Genomic DNA, 16,183 nt, shown 5'->3' on the forward strand with positions numbered 1-16,183 from the left:
ATGGTTGACCAGCAGATTGCCGGAGCCGCCGGCCCGGCCGACCCGCCCGCACAGCGCCGCCCGCCCTCGGCGCTGCTGGCCCGGGCGGTCGGCGGCCGCGGCCCCGCGGCCTGGCTCACCGTCGGAGCGCTGCCCGCGGCGATCGTGCTGTGGGTGCTCGCCCTGCGCGGCGCCCGGCTCGACCGGATGGGCGACCTCGGCCTGCTCCAGGTCCTGCCGCCGTTCTACTGGGCAAGCTTCGCCCTCCTGCTCGCCGGCTTCCTCGCCGTGCTCTACCGGCCGCGCATCCCGCAGGCCTGGTCCGCGGCGTACGTGGTCGCGCTGATCACCGTGATCCACGCCACCCCGAGCGTGCTCTATCCCACACTGCGCTACGCCTGGGCGTGGAAGCACGTCGCGGTCGTCGACGCGATGCTCCGGCACGACGGCACCGTGCCGAACGCCGGCGGGCTGGAGATCTACAACGAGTGGCCCGGCTTCTTCCAGCTCAACGTGCTCTTCCTGCGCGCCACCGGTCTGCACTCCGCGCTCGGCTACGCCGCCTGGTGGCCGCTGCTGACCAACCTGCTGCTGCTCGGCCCGCTGCTGCTGCTCTACCGCTCGATCACCGACAGCCGGCGCCTGGTCTGGGGCGGTGTCTGGCTCTTCTACTCGATCTCCTGGGTCGGCCAGGACTACTTCGCTCCGCAGGCCTTCGCCTTCCTGCTGTTCGTGCTGCTGCTCGCGCTGGTGCTGGGACGGCTGGCGGAGGCGCGCCGGGCGGCGGAGGCCGCGGCCGAAGGGCAGCCGGCGGCCACCGCGCTCACCGCCCGGACACCCTGGCTCGGCTGGTACGCCATGGCCGTGGTGGTACTCGCGGGCATCGTCGTCTCGCACCCGCTGACCCCGGTGATGGCGATCAGCGTCCTCGCGATGCTCTGCCTGCGGCGCCGCAACCGCCGGACGGTGTGGCCGGTGCTGGCGGCCGCCGTCGCGATGACCTTCGCCTGGGACGTCACCGTCGCCCACCCCTACCTGTCGGAGAATTTCGGCGGCCTGATCGCCGACCTGAGCGCGGCCGAGAACAACGTCCGTCCGCCCGATCAGCTGAGACTCGGCACCATGGCGCCGGCCCAGGTGACGGTCGGCTGGCTGTCCCTCGGCATGTCCGGGACGATCGGCCTGCTCGCCCTGATCGCGCTGATCTGCCACCGGTGGGTGCGGCGCACCGGCCTGGTCGCCGTCCTGTTCGGTCCGCTGCCCCTGCTGCTCGGCAACGGCTACGGCGGCGAGATGATCCTGCGCGCCTACCTCTTCGTGCTCCCGGCCACCGCCTTCCTGGCCGGCACGGTCCTCCTGCGCGACGGCCGCCGTCCCGTGCTGCACCGCGCCCTCGCCGCCGTCGCAGCCACCGTGCTGGCCCTCGGCATGTTCGGCAACTACTACAGCAAAGAAGCACTGAAGTACTTCACCCCGCAGGAGGTCGAGGCGCTGCGCCTGGTCACCACGGACGCCCCGGCGGGCACCCGCACCGTCTTCGCCACCGGTACCTCCCTCCCCGGCGGCGAAATGCACTACGACGAGGACCGCACCCGGATCGTGCTCAGCCAGCTCCCGGAGGAGGAGCAGCGCCGCATGCTGGCCGACCCGCTGCCGGTGCTCCGCCAAGAGCTGACCTACCCGGTGGTGGCCGGCCCGTCCTACCTCGTCCTCACCCGGGCCCAGACCGCCGACTGCCGGCTGACCGGGGTGCTGCCCGAGGACACCGTCCGCCGGCTGGCCGATCTCGCGGCCGGCTCACCGGAGTTCCGCGCCGTTTACACCAGCCCCGACGCGGTGGTCTACCAGTACGTGGCGCCGTCCACCGACGGTCCCACCGGGGTTGCACCGGCCGGAGGCATCGAGAACCAGCCCCAGCCCGAAGAGAGGCAGCCGTGATGGCCGGTCCCTACCTGCGCCTCGTGCTCGCCCTGCTCGCCTGGGCCGGGGTCGCTGCGACCACCCTGAACGCCGGCCCGGTGCGGACCGCCACCGCAGCCGTCGCCCTGCTGGCCGTGCCGGGCACGGCCCTGGTGCTGCGCTGCCGCTGGCCCGCCGGCGCCCGGCACGCCCCCGCGAGCGCCGTGGTGCCCGCCCTCGCCTGCAGCGCGGCCCTCGCGGCCGTGGCCGCCGCCCCGATGCTGCTCACCCACACGTTCACCGCCCGCCGGGTGCTGGTGGTGCTCGCCGTCCTCACCACCCTGCTGGTGCTGCCCTATCCGCGGCGGCGGTGGCCGCCCCCCGATCCGGCAACCCGGTCCGCCCGGCCGGCACCGCCCCCGCCGCCCGGCCGGCACCGCGGCCCGTCGCTGCGGGCCGGCGCGCTGGCTGCGGCCTGCCTGCTGGCCGGCGCGGCCGCCTGTGCCGATCCGACCGCCCTGACCTCCCCGGCGCCGAACGCCCGGGCGGAGAGCGAGGGCACCGTGCAGGCGACCGGGCCGCCGAACCTGCCGGGCCCCTGGCACCTGGCCTTCCACGACGACTTCAACGGTTCCAGCCTCAACACCAAGGACTGGGCCACCTGCTACGACTGGAACGTCGGCGGCTGCACCAACGCCGGCAACCACGAGCTGGAGTGGTATCTGCCCGGCCAGGTGTCCGTCGCCGACGGCAACCTCACCCTCACCGCCCAGCGCCGGGAGACCCACGGCACCGACGGCAAGACCTACCCCTGGACATCCGGCATGGTCACCACCGGCCGGGACCACTGGGACGGCACCCCGCGGCACACCTTCACCTACGGCTACTACGCCGCCGCCATCCGGGTGCCCGCCGAGGCCGAGGGCATGTTCCCCGCCTTCTGGCTGATCCCCGCCGAGACCCGCGGCACCCCGCCCGAGATCGACATCGCGGAGTTCATCAACACGGCGACCCACGTCTCCGCCAATCTGCACTGGCGCGCCCCCGACGGCAGCGACACCCACATCGGCAACGGCTACGGTCCCCGCGACTTCGCCGACGGCTACCACGTGTACGCCGTCGACTGGCAACCCGACTCCGTCACCTGGTACGTCGACGGCGTCCAGCGCTTCCGGGTCACCGAGCCGTCCGCGATTCCGCACGTCGCCATGGAACTGGTGATCAACCTGGCGGTCGGCTTCCAGGTCGCGCCGCCGCCCGGCGTCGACTCCGCCCGGCTGGACGTCGGCTGGGTCGCCGTCTGGCAGCGCTGACCCACCCGAGGAGGTGGACACCGATGCACGCCCACAGGCCCGAACTGGACCGCGAGGTACCCGCGCTGCTGGTCAAGGTCGGCAGGTACCCGGACGCCTACGGCGCCACCGGCGCCGCCCGTTCGCTCGGCCGGGCCGGGGTGCCGGTGTACGCCATGGTGGAGGACCCGCTCACCCCGACCGCGCTCTCCCGCTACGTGCGCCGGGCCTTCGTCCGGCCCGGCACCGGCTGCGAGCCCGCCGAGGTCCTGGTCGCCCAACTGCTCGCCGCCGGCCGGGCGATCGGCCGCCGCAGCGTCGCGGTGCCCACCGACGACGAGGCGGCCGTGCTGCTCGCCGAGCACCAGGAGGAACTCGCCCGGTACTTCCTGCTGCCGCCGGTACCGGCCGGACTGCCCCGGCGGCTCGCGGACAAGGGCGGGCTCCGCGAGCTCTGCCGGGCGCACGGCGTGGCCACCCCCCGCGCCTGCACCCCGGCCGACCGTGCCGAACTCCTCGAGACGGCACGCGAATGGGGCTATCCGGTGGTCCTGAAGAACCTCGCCCCCTTCACCCGGCTGGTCAGGCCGGCCGTCAGCCACACCACGATCGTGCCCGACGAAGCGGCACTGCTGGCCGCCTGCCCGTCCGACGGCCCGCTCTCGCTGCTGCTCCAGGAGTACGTCCCGCAGTCCTGCGCCGAGGACTGGATCGCCCACCTGTGCTGCGGCCCGGGTGGCAAGCCGCTGGTCGTCTTCACCGGCGTCAAGGACCGCTCGTGGCCGCCGGAGACCGGCGTCACCACCCGGGGCCACACCCGGTCCAACCCCGGACTCGCCGCACTGACCGCCGACTTCTGCGAGGCCATCGGCTACTGCGGTACCGCCGACCTGGACTGGCGCTACGACCGGCGCGACGACCGCTACAAGCTGGTGGACTTCAACCCGCGCAACGGCGCCCAGTTCCGCCTGTTCGAGACGGTGGACGGAGTGGACGTCGTCCGGGCCCTCCATCTGTCGCTCACCGGCCGCCGGGTCCCGGCCGCACCCCAGCGCCCGAGACGCTTCCGGATGGGCCGGCTCGACACCCTCTCCGCGCTGTCCGGTGCCTGGCAGGACGGCTGCCGCCCCTGGGGCCTGTGGCCGGAGCCCAACACCGAACACGCCTGGTTCGCCTCCGACGACCCGGCCCCCGCCGCCATGGCAATGCTGCGCTTCAGCGTGACCGCCCCCTACCGCCTCCTGCGCACCGCCCTCCACTCCTGATCGAGCACCTCGGAGGCGGTGGGCGACCACAAGGGGCGCTGGTGAACCACCAGGGGCCCACTCGCCCCTGGTGGTCGACCCGCCTTCTACGCAGTACTGCTGCGGGCGGCGATGTGGTGGCCGATCCGACGGGCCGCGAAGCGGGTACCGCAGACGAACCGCATCACCGGCCCGAAGGTGTCCGCCGCCGCCAGCCCGGCGAAGTACAGGCCGGGGACGGAAGATTCGAAGCCCGGAGTCAGCCGTGGCGCCCCGGCCGCCGTCCGACGTACGGCCCGGCGCAGTCCCTCGTTCAGGAACTCGAGCCGCGCCACGTCCACCCGGTAGCCGGTGGCGGCCAGGACGTGGTCCGCCTCCAGCAGTTCGGTCGGGCCTTCGAGGCTCAGCCGGACGGTGCCGTCGAGGGCCTCGGCCGCCGCCAGCGGGTGCCCGGTGAGCACCGGGAACCGCCCGTCCACCCGGTCCTGCAGCCACCATGCGCCGGCCGGGCCGAGCACCTTGCGGACCCGGACGGCCCGCGCCTCGTCCGGCAGGAACCGGAAGGCCCAGGGGATGTCGGAGTAGGCGCGCAGCCCCCATCCCGGGCCCAGCCCGCTGGAGGGCCGGGTCACCCGGGCCGCGAGCGGGCGGGTGGCCGGCAGGTCGGCATCCGGCGGATCGCCGAACACCAGCCGGGGGCCGCGCACCACCACGGTGGGGAAGGCCCCGGCCTCGTGCAGCAGGGCCGCGCTCTCCAGGCCCGACTGGCCGGCCCCCACCACCGCCACCCGCTGTCCGGCGAACTTCGCCAGGTCGGCGTGCTCGCTGGTGTGCGAGCAGAGGCCGGCCTCGACCACCGCGGAAAGTTCGGGCGGGATGTGTGCAAAGGGCCGCAGTCCGGCCGCCACCACCACCGAGCGGGCCGTCACCGTCTCGCCGTCCTCGAGCGACACCCGGAAGCCGCCGGGCGCGCCCTCCACTTCGGTGACCTGTGTGCGCTCCAGCTCGGGCACCCGCTGCCGCTGGAACCATTCGCCGTACTCGATGAACTCGTCCAGCGGGATCGGGTACGTGTCGCCGACCGGGCCGCGGCCCGAGCGGGTGCGGAAGTCGTTGAACCCGTACCGGCCCGAGGGGTCGGCGATGCAGGAGGCGCGCGGTGTCGACTTGAGGAACATCCCCGCGGGCATCCGGTCGCGCCAGCCCGCCATGGGATCGCCGAACACCCGGAAGGGAACGCCCGCGCCCCGCAGGTGCGCCGCCGCCGCCAGTCCGTACGGACCGGCGCCGATGACGACGGCCTCCAGGTCCCCAGTGCCTCGTTCCTGCATGAGTGGCCACCTCCGACGTGGAAGATCCCCCCACCCCAGGATGCGGCGGGGCCGCCCGCCCGGCACCCCGGCCCGGAGACGGCCTGCTCAGAACCGCTGCGCCCGGGCGACCTTGGCGTTGGCCGCGTCGACCTTCTGGTCACCGTGCGCCAGCACCGTGCGCCGCTCGCCGGGGGCGACCCCGGTGGTGCCGACCACGACGGTCTCCACGGTGGCGCCGGAGGAATCGAGGAAGTCCACCTGGACGGCGTAGTTCGCCTTCTGCGAGGTCGAGTTGGTGATGGTCACGGTGGCGGCCGGGTAGCCGTCGGTGGCCGTGGTCGGAATGCCGGTCAGCGTGACGTCGCCGATCGCGTTGCCGGTGCCCGGGACACCGCTCAGGGCGGCGCTCGCGCTCTGCCGGGCGGCCGAGATCTGCGCCGACACCGAGGACTCGAAGGCCGCCGCCCGCGACTCCAACGAGGCCGCGGCGGCCGAGGCTGAGGCGGCCCGCGCCGAGGCGGCCTGCGAGATCAGTGCGGCGGCGTTCGAGGCGGCGACGGAGGCCTCCTCGCCCGCCAGCTCGGAGGCCTCGGCGGCCGCGGAGGCGGCGTGCCGGGAAGCCTCGGAGGCGGCCGAGACCACGGCCGGGCTGATCCCGCCCTTCGTCTTCTCCGAGCTGCAGGCCGCGGCCGTTGCGGTCAGCACGGCAGCCGCGGCGAGGATCGCGCCGGCCCTGGCGGTCGGCCCGGTGAGGGAGCGCAGACGGGAGTGCGGGGACATGGCTGCTCCTGGGGTGCTCTGCCGGGGGTCACAACTCGTAGGGGTCACAACTCGTGGGGGTCACAACTCGTCCAGCCTCCGGTGTCGCCGGGCGCGCCGCGCGCAGGAATGCTCCGGCCGGGGAGTGGTCCGGCCCCCGGCACCGCTCGCGCGGACCGGGGGCCGGACGGGGCGCGGGAGCGTCAGTAGCGGAGCACGGCGGCGATCCGGTCGTGCCCGCTGAGCTGCTCGTCGGGCAGGAACACCACCTCGGCGCCCTTGTCCAGGGCGGCCTCCACGAGCTCGTCCACGATGTCCTCGCGGACGCCCTCCTCCCAGCCGCCGGCCGATGCGTCCTCCACGGGGGAGAGGTGGCCGTCGGTGACCTTCACCGTCCGCTGGAAGTGCTCCTCGACCGCGACCATCTCGACCCGCCCCTCGCTGACCGCCTCCCAGACCTCGTCCAGGCCGGCCGCGAAGGCCTTGCGGCTGCGCGCCGCGTCCAGCGCGGTGCCCACCCGGTCGGACTCGTGGGCGGCGAACTGGGCCATGGCCGGGGCGAGTTCCTGGAGCAGCACGCGGTCGGGGCCGTCGGTGAGGCCGCCCTTGAGGACGGTCGCGACCGCGGTGCCGGCCGCGGTGCCGACCTCCTGCAGCATCGACACGGCCTGCGCCAGGCCCACCAGGAAGAGCGGCCGCCGGTCGGCGCCGACGACGGTGCCGAGCGCGGCGTCCACCGAGCGCAGGAAGCGCCGGGTCTCCTCGTCGCTGAAGGTGCTGGGCTGGCCGCCGGTCCGCTCCTCGCGCTGGACGTCCCAGTCCACGCCCTCCGGCTCCATCGGGAAGCCGTCCGCCTCGTGCTCGTGCAGCACCTGCCCGGCGCCGCTCCACAGCGTGGCCCGGTCGGCGGCCACCGCCAGCACCCAGTAGGGGCGTTCCTGGGCCTTGGCGGCGACCAGGTTGCGGGTCAGGAACGTGTCGCTCAGCACGACCCGCTCGGGCACCTCGCGGGGCAGGTTCCAGACCTGGTGCTCGGCGGTGGTCGCGTACACCACCAGGCCGTCCAGGGAGTGCCGCAGGTCGACCTCGGCGACCGCCCGCTCCAGCTGCTTGTGCAGGTCGATGCGGTCCTGCCGGGAGGCCTCCGGGTCGGCGTCGATCCGCCGCTCGGCCTCGGCGAGGAGGTTTCTCAGCCGCACGGCGTCCTGGGCGTTGTCCGGCTCGCGGCGATGCGTCGGCATGGTCAGCGAGACGGCGGGGTACGGCCGGGCGCTGCGCAGGTCGCGCAGTGTGTCGGCGGTGAGGGAGTCGGTGTCCACGGGCGCTCTCCCGAGTCGGTCCGCGCCGGGTGAGGGACCCGGCGGGGCCGCGCGGCGGGGGTGCAGCGACGGATGGCGCGGCCCACCGCCCGACGCTTCCACGCCGCCCCGCCCGCCGCGCGCCCCCTGCGCCGATCGGGTGATCCGGTCAGGCGCCCAGCGACAGGAACTCGATGCCGTGCCCGAGCGTGCGGTCGGTGCCGTCGGCCTTGGTGCGCAGGTAGCGGACGTTGCTCTCGGAGAGGTGGACGCCGGTCGGCACCCGCTCGGCCACCTCGATGCCGAGCCGGGAGAGCTGGCCGGCCTTGTCCGGGTTGTTGCTCAGCAGCCGGATGCCGGTCGCACCGAGGGTGGCGAGCATCTGGGCGGCGGCGGTGTAGTCCCGGCCGTCCTCGGGCAGGCCCAGCGCGGTGTTGGCCTGGTAGGTGTCGAGGCCGGAGTCCTGCAGGGCGTAGGCGTCCAGCTTGTTGTACAGGCCTATGCCGCGGCCCTCCTGGCGGAGGTAGAGCAGGTAGCCGCCGGCCTCGGCGATCCGCTCCACCGACTCGCGCAGCTGCGGGCCGCAGTCGCAGCGGGCCGAGCCGAAGACGTCGCCGGTCAGGCACTCGGAGTGCAGCCGCACCAGCGGGGTGCCGCCGGGCTCGCCGAGGGCGAGGGCGAGGTGCTCGGCGCCGTCCTCCAGGCCGTGGAAGGTGAACACCTCGGCCTCGACCCGGTAGCCGTCCGGGAACGCCAGCGGGATGCGGACGCGGGAGCGGACGGTGGCGGGCCCGGGGAGCTGCGTCCGGGCGGTGTCGGTCTGCGGCATGGCCGGCCTCCGGCAGTGAGTGGTTCAAATTCGAACCGGGTGGTCGGCTCCGACCGTACCTTGTCGTTCCAATTTGAACAACCAGGTTCGCCTCCCCTACAACACGGCCCGTTCGGCCCACCATTCCCGGCCGTCCCGGCCGACCGCCCAGCAAGCTGGGCGGAGGGATGTCGCCGAGCCGAGGGAGCACCATGTCGAAGGCGTTCGGATTCCGGGCCTACGGAGGCCCGGAGAACCAGGAGTTCCTGGAGCGGCCCGTGCCCGTCGCCGGGCCGGGCCGGATACTGATCGCCGTACGGGCCGCGGGCATCAACCCGGCCGACTGGAAGATCCGCAACGGCTGGTTCGGGACCGACCAGCCGCTGCCCCGCGTGCTCGGCGTCGAGGCGGCCGGCGTCGTCCTGGAGACGGGCGCCGGTGTCGAGGGATTCGCCCCCGGCGACGAGGTGTTCGGCATCGCGGTGGCCGGCGGGTACGCCGAGCACACCCTGCTGGACGCCGGTGCCGCGGCCCGCAAGCCCCCCGGGGTGGGCTTCGCGGACGCGGCCGCCCTGCCGGTGGCCGCCGCCACCGCGTACGACGCCGTCGACCAGCTCGCCCCGGAACCCGGGCGCACCCTGCTCGTCCTCGGCATCGCGGGGGGCGTCGGCAGCGCTGCCGCACAGATCGCCCGGGCCCGCGGCGTCAAGGTGGTCGGCACCGCCTCCGACCGCAACCGCGACTGGGTCGAGTCGTTCGGCGCCACCCAGGTGCGGTACGGCGAGGGCGTCGCCGACCGCATCCGCACCGCCGTCCCCGACGGCGTCGACGCCCTGCTCGACCTGATCGGCGGGGAGGACCTGCGGGAGGCTGCCGCCGTCCTCGCCGACCGCAGCAGGCTGGTGTCCACCGCCGACCCCGACACGGCGGCCGCCCTCGGCGGCAGCCCCGTCCGGCGCAGCCCCGTCGGCGACGTCCTCACTGCACTGGCCGCCCTGGTCGAGTCCGGTGCCCTCGACCCGCGGGTCACCGCGACCTACCCCCTCGACCGCGCCGCCGAGGCGCTCGCCGAGGTGGAGTCCGGTCACGCCCGCGGCAAACTCGTCCTGGTGGTGGAGTGATGAGGATCGACAAGGCCGCGTTCGGTGCACCCTGCTGGGTGGAACTCTCCACCGTCGACCCGGAGGGCTCCAAGGCCTTCTACCGCGAGGCCTTCGGCTGGCGCAGTGAGGTCGACACCCGGCCCGAGGCCGGCGGGTACACCCTCATGATGCTGGGCACCGACCCGGTCGCCGGGCTCAGCCCCGTCCAGCGTTCCGGACAGCCCACCACCTGGACGGTCTCCTTCGCGGTCGCCGACGCCGACGCCGCCGCAGCGGCCGTCCGCCGTGCCGGCGGGCGGATCACGACGGAGCCCTCCGACGCCCTGGACCTCGGCCGGTTCGCGGTCGCCGCCGACCCGGCCGGCGCCGCCTTCGGCATCTGGCAGGCCCGCTCCTTCGCCGGCACCACCCTGATCGACGAGCCCGGCTCGCTCGGCTGGGTCGAACTCGCCACCCGGGACACCCACGGCGCCAAGGAGTTCTACCCGCGGGTCTTCGGCTGGAGCGTCACCGTCGGCGAGATGTACACCCAGTGGGGCCTGCCAGGCCGGGAGTTCGGCGGCATGGCCGACATGGCCGACCAGTTCCCGGCCGACGCCGGACCCTACTGGATGCCCTACTTCGCGGTCGCCGACGTCGACACCACCACCGAACGGGCCTCCGTCCTCGGCGCCACCGTCGTCCTCCCGCCGACCGACGTGCCGGACGGTCCCCGGCTCGCCGTCCTGCACGACCCGCAGGGCGCGATCTTCGGCATCCACGTCGCCGGCGGCGCCACCGCCTGAGCGAGCTCAGCCGCGGCCCCGCGCCGTCGGGCGCTCCGCCTCCGCCCCTGCCCCAGCCTCCGCCGACGGCCCGTCGGCGGAGGCCGCACCACCGCCGCGGCCCCGCCGGGCCACCGCCACGGCCCCGGCCGCAACGGCCACCGCCACCGACCCCAGCGGCACCCAGTCACCCAGCCGGTCGTACCAGGTCAGCGCCGACGGCTCGGCCAGCGGCAGCCGGACGACCAGCGCCCCCGTGCCGTCCGTGCCCGTCCCGGCCAGCCGGCGGCCCTGCCGGTCGTACGCCACGGACTCGCCCGTCAGCGCCGCCTGCACCACCGGGCGGCCGGTCTCCGCCGCCCGGAGCGCCCCCAGCGAGGCGTGCTGCGCCGGCGCCCAGGTGTCCTGGAACGTCGACGTCGCCGACTGGTACACGATCAGCGGTGCGCCGTCCCGGGCGGCCTGCCGCGACATGTCCGGGAACGCCGACTCGAAGCAGATCAGCACCCCGACCGGCAGCGGGGCGCCGCCCCGGTCGGTCGCCGGCAGCAGCCGGAACCCGGCGCCCGGCGCCCGGTTCTCGCCCGCGGCCCTGCTCACCCCGGCGATCCAGCCCAGCGTCGAACGGAACGGGATGTACTCGCCGAACGGCACCAGCCGGATCTTCCGGTAGCGGGCCTGGACACCCTCCGGGGTGACCAGCACCGCGTCCTTGGAGATCCGGCCGTCGGCCTTGCGCGCATCCTCGCCCACCAGCAGGTCGGCACCCGTGCCCGCCGACAGTGCCCGCAGCTCGCCCAGCACCGCCGTGTCCCGGTCCAGGTCGGCGGTCGTACTGCTCTCGCCCCACACCACCAGGTCCACCGGCTGCCCCGCCAGACCACGGGTGATCCGCAGGCTCGCCGCCAGCCGCGACACCTCGTCCGGCGTCTGGCCCGGCTGCACCAGCGCCACCGTCGCCGTACCGCCCGGTGCGGGCGGCGGCAGCAGCCCGAACAGCACCGGGCCGACCGCCAGACAGAGTGCCACCGCAACCACCGGCAGCACCCGCAACCGCGCCGAGCACAGCAGCACCACCGCCGTGTTGCACGCCACCACCACCGCGCTGACCAGCCACACCCCGCCGACCGAGGCCAGCGCCAGCACCGCCGGATGCTCCCACTGGCTCGCCCCCAGCAGCGCCCACGGCCCGCCCAGCGCGTGCCACGACCGGGCGAACTCGCAGCACACCCACACCGCAGGCACCACCACCAGCGCCGCCAGTGCCCGGCCCGGGCCGACCCTGCCGTGCAGCAGCCGCCACACCGCGAAGCCGAACGCCGCCTGCAGCACGCCGAACACCACCGCCAGCGGCAGCAGCGCAGGCCCGATCGACGGCACCAGCCAGTACATCCCGACCAGGATGAACCCGGCCCCGAACCACCAGCCCCGCACCGCCGCCTCGCGGCCGCCCGGCGCGCGCTGCATCAGCAGCATCCCCGGCACCAGCGCCACCCACGCCAGCCACGCCTGACCTGCCCCGGGGAACGCCAGCACCGGCAACCCGCCGGCCGCAAGGGAGTACCACCGGGCGGGCCGCGACAACGCCGAGCGCAACGTCATGCGGAGATCGTATGCACCAGCAGCCCCGCCAAACCCCGAACGCGCAGGGGTGACCGAACGCGCAGGGTCGACCACCGGGGTCTGCCCTGCGTGTCCGGTCGCCCCTGCGGGGCTGCCTCAGCTTTCGGCTTCGAGGTCGCCCTCGGTCTCGAGGTAGGCGGCGCGGAGCTCGTCGAGCAGGCGCTCGTCGGGCTCCGCCCACATGCCGCGGTCGGCGGCCTCCAGCAGGCGCTCGCTGATGCCGTGCAGCGCCCACGGGTTGGCCTCGGAGAGGAACTCCCGGTTGACCGGGTCGAGCACGTACTCCTCGGTGAGCTTCTCGTACATCCAGTCGGCGACCACGCCGGTGGTGGCGTCGTAGCCGAAGAGGTAGTCGACGGTGGCGGCCATCTCGAAGGCGCCCTTGTAGCCGTGCCGCCGCATGGCCTCCATCCACCGCGGGTTGACCACCCGGGCGCGGAAGACCCGGGCCGCCTCCTCGGTCAGCGTCCGGGTGCGGACGGTCTCCGGCCGGGTGGAGTCGCCGATGTAGGCGGCCGGGTTCTTGCCGGTGAGGGCGCGGACGGTGGCGACCATGCCGCCGTGGTACTGGAAGTAGTCGTCCGAGTCGGCGATGTCGTGCTCGCGGGTGTCGGTGTTCTTGGCGGCGACGGTGATCCGCCGGTAGGCGCTCTCCATCTCCTCCCGGGCCGGGCGCCCGTTGAGGTCGCGGCCGTAGGCGTAGCCGCCCCACACCGTGTAGACCTCGGCGAGGTCGGCGTCGGTGCGCCAGTCCCGGCTGTCGATGAGCTGGAGCAGGCCGGCGCCGTAGGTGCCGGGGCGGGAGCCGAAGACCCGGACGGTGGCCCGCCGCTCGTCGCCGTGCTCGGCGAGGTCGGCCTGCACGTGGGCGCGGACGTAGTTGTCGGCGTCCGCCTCCTCCTGCTGCGCGGCGAGCCGCACCGCGTCGTCGAGCAGCGCGACCACGTGCGGGAAGGCGTCCCGGAAGAAGCCGGAGATCCGCAGCGTGACGTCGATCCGGGGGCGGCCGAGCTCCTCCAGCGGGATCGCCTCCAGACCGGTGACCCGGCGCGAGGCGTCGTCCCAGACCGGGCGGATGCCGAGCAGGGCGAAGGCCTCGGCGATGTCGTCGCCGGCGGTCCGCATCGCGCTGGTGCCCCACAGCGAGAGGCCGACGGAGGGCGGGCAGGCGCCGTCGTTGTCGGCCCGGTACCGCTCGACCAGCGAGGCGGCGAGGGCCTGGCCGGTCTCCCAGGCGAGCCGGCTGGGGATGGCCTTGGGGTCGACGGAGTAGAAGTTGCGGCCGGTCGGCAGCACGTTGACCAGGCCGCGCAGCGGCGAGCCGGACGGCCCGGCGGGGACGAAGCCGCCGTTCAGCGCGTGCAGCACGGAGTCCAGCTCGTCGGTGGTCGCGGTCAGCCGCGGCACCACCTGGGTGGCGGCGAAGGCGAGCACCTCGCGGACGGCGTCAGGGTGCCCGGCGGCGACCTTCTCGACCGCCTCGGGCGCCCAGTCCTCGGCCTCCATCGCCTCGACCAGGGCGCGGGCCTGCGCCTCGGCGGCGTCGGTGGCGCCGAGGGTGAGTGCGGCCTCGTCCAGGCCGAGCGCCTCGCGCAGGCCGGGCAGCGCGCTGACGCCGCCCCAGATCTGCCGGGCGCGCAGGATGGCGAGCACGATGTTGACCCGGTCGGTGCCGGCCGGCGCCTGGCCGAGGACGTGCAGGCCGTCGCGGATCTGCGCGTCCTTGACCTCGCAGAGCCAGCCGTCGACGTGCAGCAGGAAGTCGTCGAAGCCGTCGTCCTCGGGCCGCTCGTCGAGGCCGAGGTCGTGGTCGAGCCGGGCGGCCTGGATGAGCGTCCAGATCTGGGCGCGGATCGCGGGCAGCTTCGCCGGGTCCATCGCGGCGATGGTGGAGTACTCGTCGAGCAGCTGCTCCAGGCGCGCGATGTCGCCGTACGAGTCGGCGCGGGCCATCGGCGGGACGAGGTGGTCGACCAGGGTGGCGTGGGCGCGGCGCTTGGCCTGGGTGCCCTCGCCCGGGTCGTTGACCAGGAAGGGGTAGATCAGCGGCAGGTCGCCGAGGACGGCGTCCGGGCCGCACTCGGCGGAGAGCGCGGCGGTCTTGCCGGGCAGCCACTCCAGGTTGCCGTGCTTGCCGAGGTGGATCACGGCGTGGGCGCCGAAGCCGCCGTCCTCCTGCGCGGCGGCGATCCAGCGGTACGCGGCCAGGTAGTGGTGGCTGGGCGGCAGGTCCGGGTCGTGGTAGATCGCGACCGGGTTCTCGCCGAAGCCGCGCGGCGGCTGGATGAGGACGAGGAGGTTCCCGGAGCGGATCGCGGCGAGCACGATGTCGCCGTCCGGGTTCTGCGAACGGTCGACGTACAGCTCGCCGGGGGCCGGGCCCCAGTGCTCCTCGACCTGATCGCGCAGGCCCTGCGGCAGCGTCGCGTACCAGCGGCGGTAGTCGGCGGCCGGGATGCGGACGGGATTGCGGGCGAGCTGGTCCTCCGTCAGCCAGTCCTGGTCGTAGCCACCGGCAGCGATCAGCGCATGGATGAGCTCATCGCCTTCGTGGGAAGCCGTGGCCGTGTCCAGGCCCGGCAGGTCGGTGCCCAGGTCCATGCCCTCCTCACGGAGGCGGTGCAGCAGGCGCACGGCGCTGGCCGGGGTGTCCAGGCCGACCGCGTTGCCGACCCGGGCGTGCTTGGTCGGGTAGGCGGACAGCACCAGGGCGAGGCGGCGTTCGGCGGCCGGGGTGTGGCGCAGCCGGGCGTGCCGGACGGCGATGCCGGCGACCCGGGCGGCGCGCTCGGCGTCGGCGCGGTAGACGGTGAGGCCGTCCTCGTCCAGCTCCTTGAAGGAGAACGGCACGGTGATCAGGCGGCCGTCGAACTCGGGGACGGCGACCTGGGTGGCGGTGTCCAGCGGGGAGAGGCCGTCGTCGCTCGCCTCCCACTGCGAGCGCGACCAGGTCAGGCAGAGCGCCTGCAGGATCGGCCGGTCGAGGGCGGCGAGCGCGCCCGCGTCCCAGGCCTCCTCGTCACCGCCGGCCTGGGCGTCGGCCGGGCGGGTGCCGCCCGCGGCGAGCACGGTGGTGACAATGGCGTCGGCCCTGCCGAGTTCGGCGAGCAGCTCGGGCTCGGCGCCGCGCAGCGAGGAGCAGTACAGCGGCAGCGCGCGGCCGCCCTCGTCCTCGATCGCGCTGCACAGCGTCTCGACGAAGGCGGTGTTCCCGCTCATGTGGTGGGCGCGGTAGTAGAGCACGGCGACCAGCGGGCCGTCCGAGGTGCGGGCCTGACGCTCCAGCGGGCCCCAGGCCGGGGCCGAGGCGGGCGGGGCGAAGCCGTGGCCGGTGAGCAGCACGGTGTCGGAGAGGAAGGCGCCGAGTTCGGCGAGGTTGGCCGGGCCGCCGTGCGCGAGGTAGGCGTGGGCCTCGGCGGCGATGCCGGCCGGGACGGTGGACAGCTCCACCAGCTGGGCGTCCGGCGCCTGCTCGCCCGTCAGCACGACGACCGGGCGGGGGCCGGCGAGCAGCGCCTCCAGGCCGTCCTCCCAGGCGCGGCGGCCGCCGAGCAGGCGGACGACGACCAGGTCGGTGCCCTCGACGAGCGCGGGCAGGTCCTCGGCGGTGAGCCGGGCCGGGTTGCCGAGCCGGTAGCGGACGGGGCCCTGCGAGGCGCGGGCGCTCAGCAGGTCGGTGTCGGAGGTCGACAGCAGCAGGATCATGCGGAGGGCCTCCCGGCCTGGTCGGTGTTCCGGGGCGTGCTGCGGTGCACCGGGGCGGTGGACGGCAGCCCGGTGTGCGGGGCGGAGCGGGGTGCGGTGCGAGGGGTGCGGCGGGCCGCCGTCGGGGTCGGCGGGACGGCGGGCGGCGGCTCGGCGCGTCCGGTCGGGACGGCGGAGCCGGGCATGCGGCAGCGCACAGGTCGGGCCTTCCTCGGGGTCCGCGCCCCGGGCTGGTGGAGGACGGCGGGAGTTCCTGGCTCCACGGCGCTGAGCCGTGGTTACAGTGGCGGGACCGCACCGGATTTGCACCGGTTTCCTCCGCTTGCCGTCGCTGGCGTCGGGCGGGCCTCGCGGACCGCCCGGCAGCATCGTACGGGGTGGCGCGCGGCCGCGGGA

The 16,183-nt window shown here is 74.8% G+C and carries 12 protein-coding genes and 1 riboswitch; of the genes, 5 read left to right on the plus strand and 7 right to left on the minus strand.

Annotated elements, in window-relative coordinates; translation table 11 throughout:
* Genes ACQ614_RS29170 through ACQ614_RS29180 form a run of 3 tightly spaced genes read left to right on the plus strand, consistent with a single transcriptional unit; the run spans position 1 to position 4,435 of the window.
* Entirely contained in the window at positions 1 to 1,917 is a 1,917-nt protein-coding gene (locus ACQ614_RS29170) for a glycosyltransferase (protein ID WP_431681813.1), read from the plus strand.
* Positions 1,917 to 3,191 carry a glycoside hydrolase family 16 protein gene (locus ACQ614_RS29175; RefSeq protein ID WP_431681815.1) on the plus strand — a complete coding sequence of 425 codons (1,275 nt, stop codon included), beginning with the start codon at positions 1,917 to 1,919 and terminating at the stop codon, positions 3,189 to 3,191. The genes ACQ614_RS29170 and ACQ614_RS29175 overlap by 1 nt, the downstream gene beginning before the upstream one ends.
* Before the next feature lie 23 nt (positions 3,192 to 3,214).
* Positions 3,215 to 4,435, plus strand: a complete 1,221-nt coding sequence (locus ACQ614_RS29180) for an ATP-grasp domain-containing protein (RefSeq protein ID WP_431681816.1) — start codon at positions 3,215 to 3,217, stop codon at positions 4,433 to 4,435.
* An 86-nt stretch (positions 4,436 to 4,521) separates the two neighbouring features.
* On the opposite strand, the gene ACQ614_RS29185 is transcribed toward ACQ614_RS29180, so the two are convergent.
* From ACQ614_RS29185 to ACQ614_RS29200, 4 genes are all read right to left on the minus strand, one after another.
* The gene (locus tag ACQ614_RS29185) at positions 4,522 to 5,745 is read right to left on the minus strand and encodes an NAD(P)-binding domain-containing protein (protein ID WP_431681817.1); all 1,224 of its coding nucleotides are present in this window, start codon (positions 5,743 to 5,745) and stop codon (positions 4,522 to 4,524) included.
* 87 nt (positions 5,746 to 5,832) lie between these two features.
* Positions 5,833 to 6,507, minus strand: a complete 675-nt coding sequence (locus ACQ614_RS29190; RefSeq protein ID WP_431681818.1) for an FxLYD domain-containing protein — start codon at positions 6,505 to 6,507, stop codon at positions 5,833 to 5,835.
* Between the two features lie 182 nt (positions 6,508 to 6,689).
* Positions 6,690 to 7,805: a chemotaxis protein gene (locus ACQ614_RS29195; RefSeq protein ID WP_431681819.1), complete on the minus strand. Its 1,116-nt coding sequence runs from the start codon at positions 7,803 to 7,805 to the stop codon at positions 6,690 to 6,692.
* Positions 7,806 to 7,953: 148 nt separating this feature from the next.
* Positions 7,954 to 8,613, minus strand: coding sequence for a GTP cyclohydrolase II (locus tag ACQ614_RS29200; RefSeq protein ID WP_431681820.1), 660 nt, complete (start codon positions 8,611 to 8,613; stop codon positions 7,954 to 7,956).
* Positions 8,614 to 8,804: 191 nt separating this feature from the next.
* Between ACQ614_RS29200 and ACQ614_RS29205 the strand changes: the two genes are divergently transcribed.
* Together ACQ614_RS29205 and ACQ614_RS29210 are read left to right on the plus strand one after the other, a co-directional pair.
* Positions 8,805 to 9,713: an NADP-dependent oxidoreductase gene (locus tag ACQ614_RS29205; RefSeq protein ID WP_431681821.1), complete on the plus strand. Its 909-nt coding sequence runs from the start codon at positions 8,805 to 8,807 to the stop codon at positions 9,711 to 9,713.
* Positions 9,713 to 10,480 (plus strand): VOC family protein, encoded by a 768-nt coding sequence (locus ACQ614_RS29210; protein WP_431681823.1) that lies wholly within the window; start codon positions 9,713 to 9,715, stop codon positions 10,478 to 10,480. The genes ACQ614_RS29205 and ACQ614_RS29210 overlap by 1 nt, the downstream gene beginning before the upstream one ends.
* Before the next feature lie 6 nt (positions 10,481 to 10,486).
* Here ACQ614_RS29210 and lnt read toward each other — a convergent pair whose 3' ends face one another.
* From lnt to ACQ614_RS29225, 3 genes are all read right to left on the minus strand, one after another.
* Positions 10,487 to 12,061 (minus strand): apolipoprotein N-acyltransferase, encoded by a 1,575-nt coding sequence (gene lnt, locus ACQ614_RS29215; protein ID WP_431681824.1) that lies wholly within the window; start codon positions 12,059 to 12,061, stop codon positions 10,487 to 10,489.
* 117 nt (positions 12,062 to 12,178) lie between these two features.
* Positions 12,179 to 15,787 (minus strand): cobaltochelatase subunit CobN, encoded by a 3,609-nt coding sequence (gene cobN, locus ACQ614_RS29220; protein WP_431681825.1) that lies wholly within the window; start codon positions 15,785 to 15,787, stop codon positions 12,179 to 12,181.
* Positions 15,784 to 15,972, minus strand: coding sequence for a hypothetical protein (locus ACQ614_RS29225; RefSeq protein WP_431681827.1), 189 nt, complete (start codon positions 15,970 to 15,972; stop codon positions 15,784 to 15,786). The genes cobN and ACQ614_RS29225 overlap by 4 nt, the downstream gene beginning before the upstream one ends.
* 62 nt (positions 15,973 to 16,034) lie before the next feature.
* Positions 16,035 to 16,106: riboswitch (cobalamin riboswitch) on the minus strand.
* Between the last annotated feature and the right edge of the window lie 77 nt (positions 16,107 to 16,183).

This window comes from Kitasatospora dryopteridis (assembly GCF_050749075.1).
In the GTDB taxonomy this organism is placed as follows: domain Bacteria; phylum Actinomycetota; class Actinomycetes; order Streptomycetales; family Streptomycetaceae; genus Kitasatospora.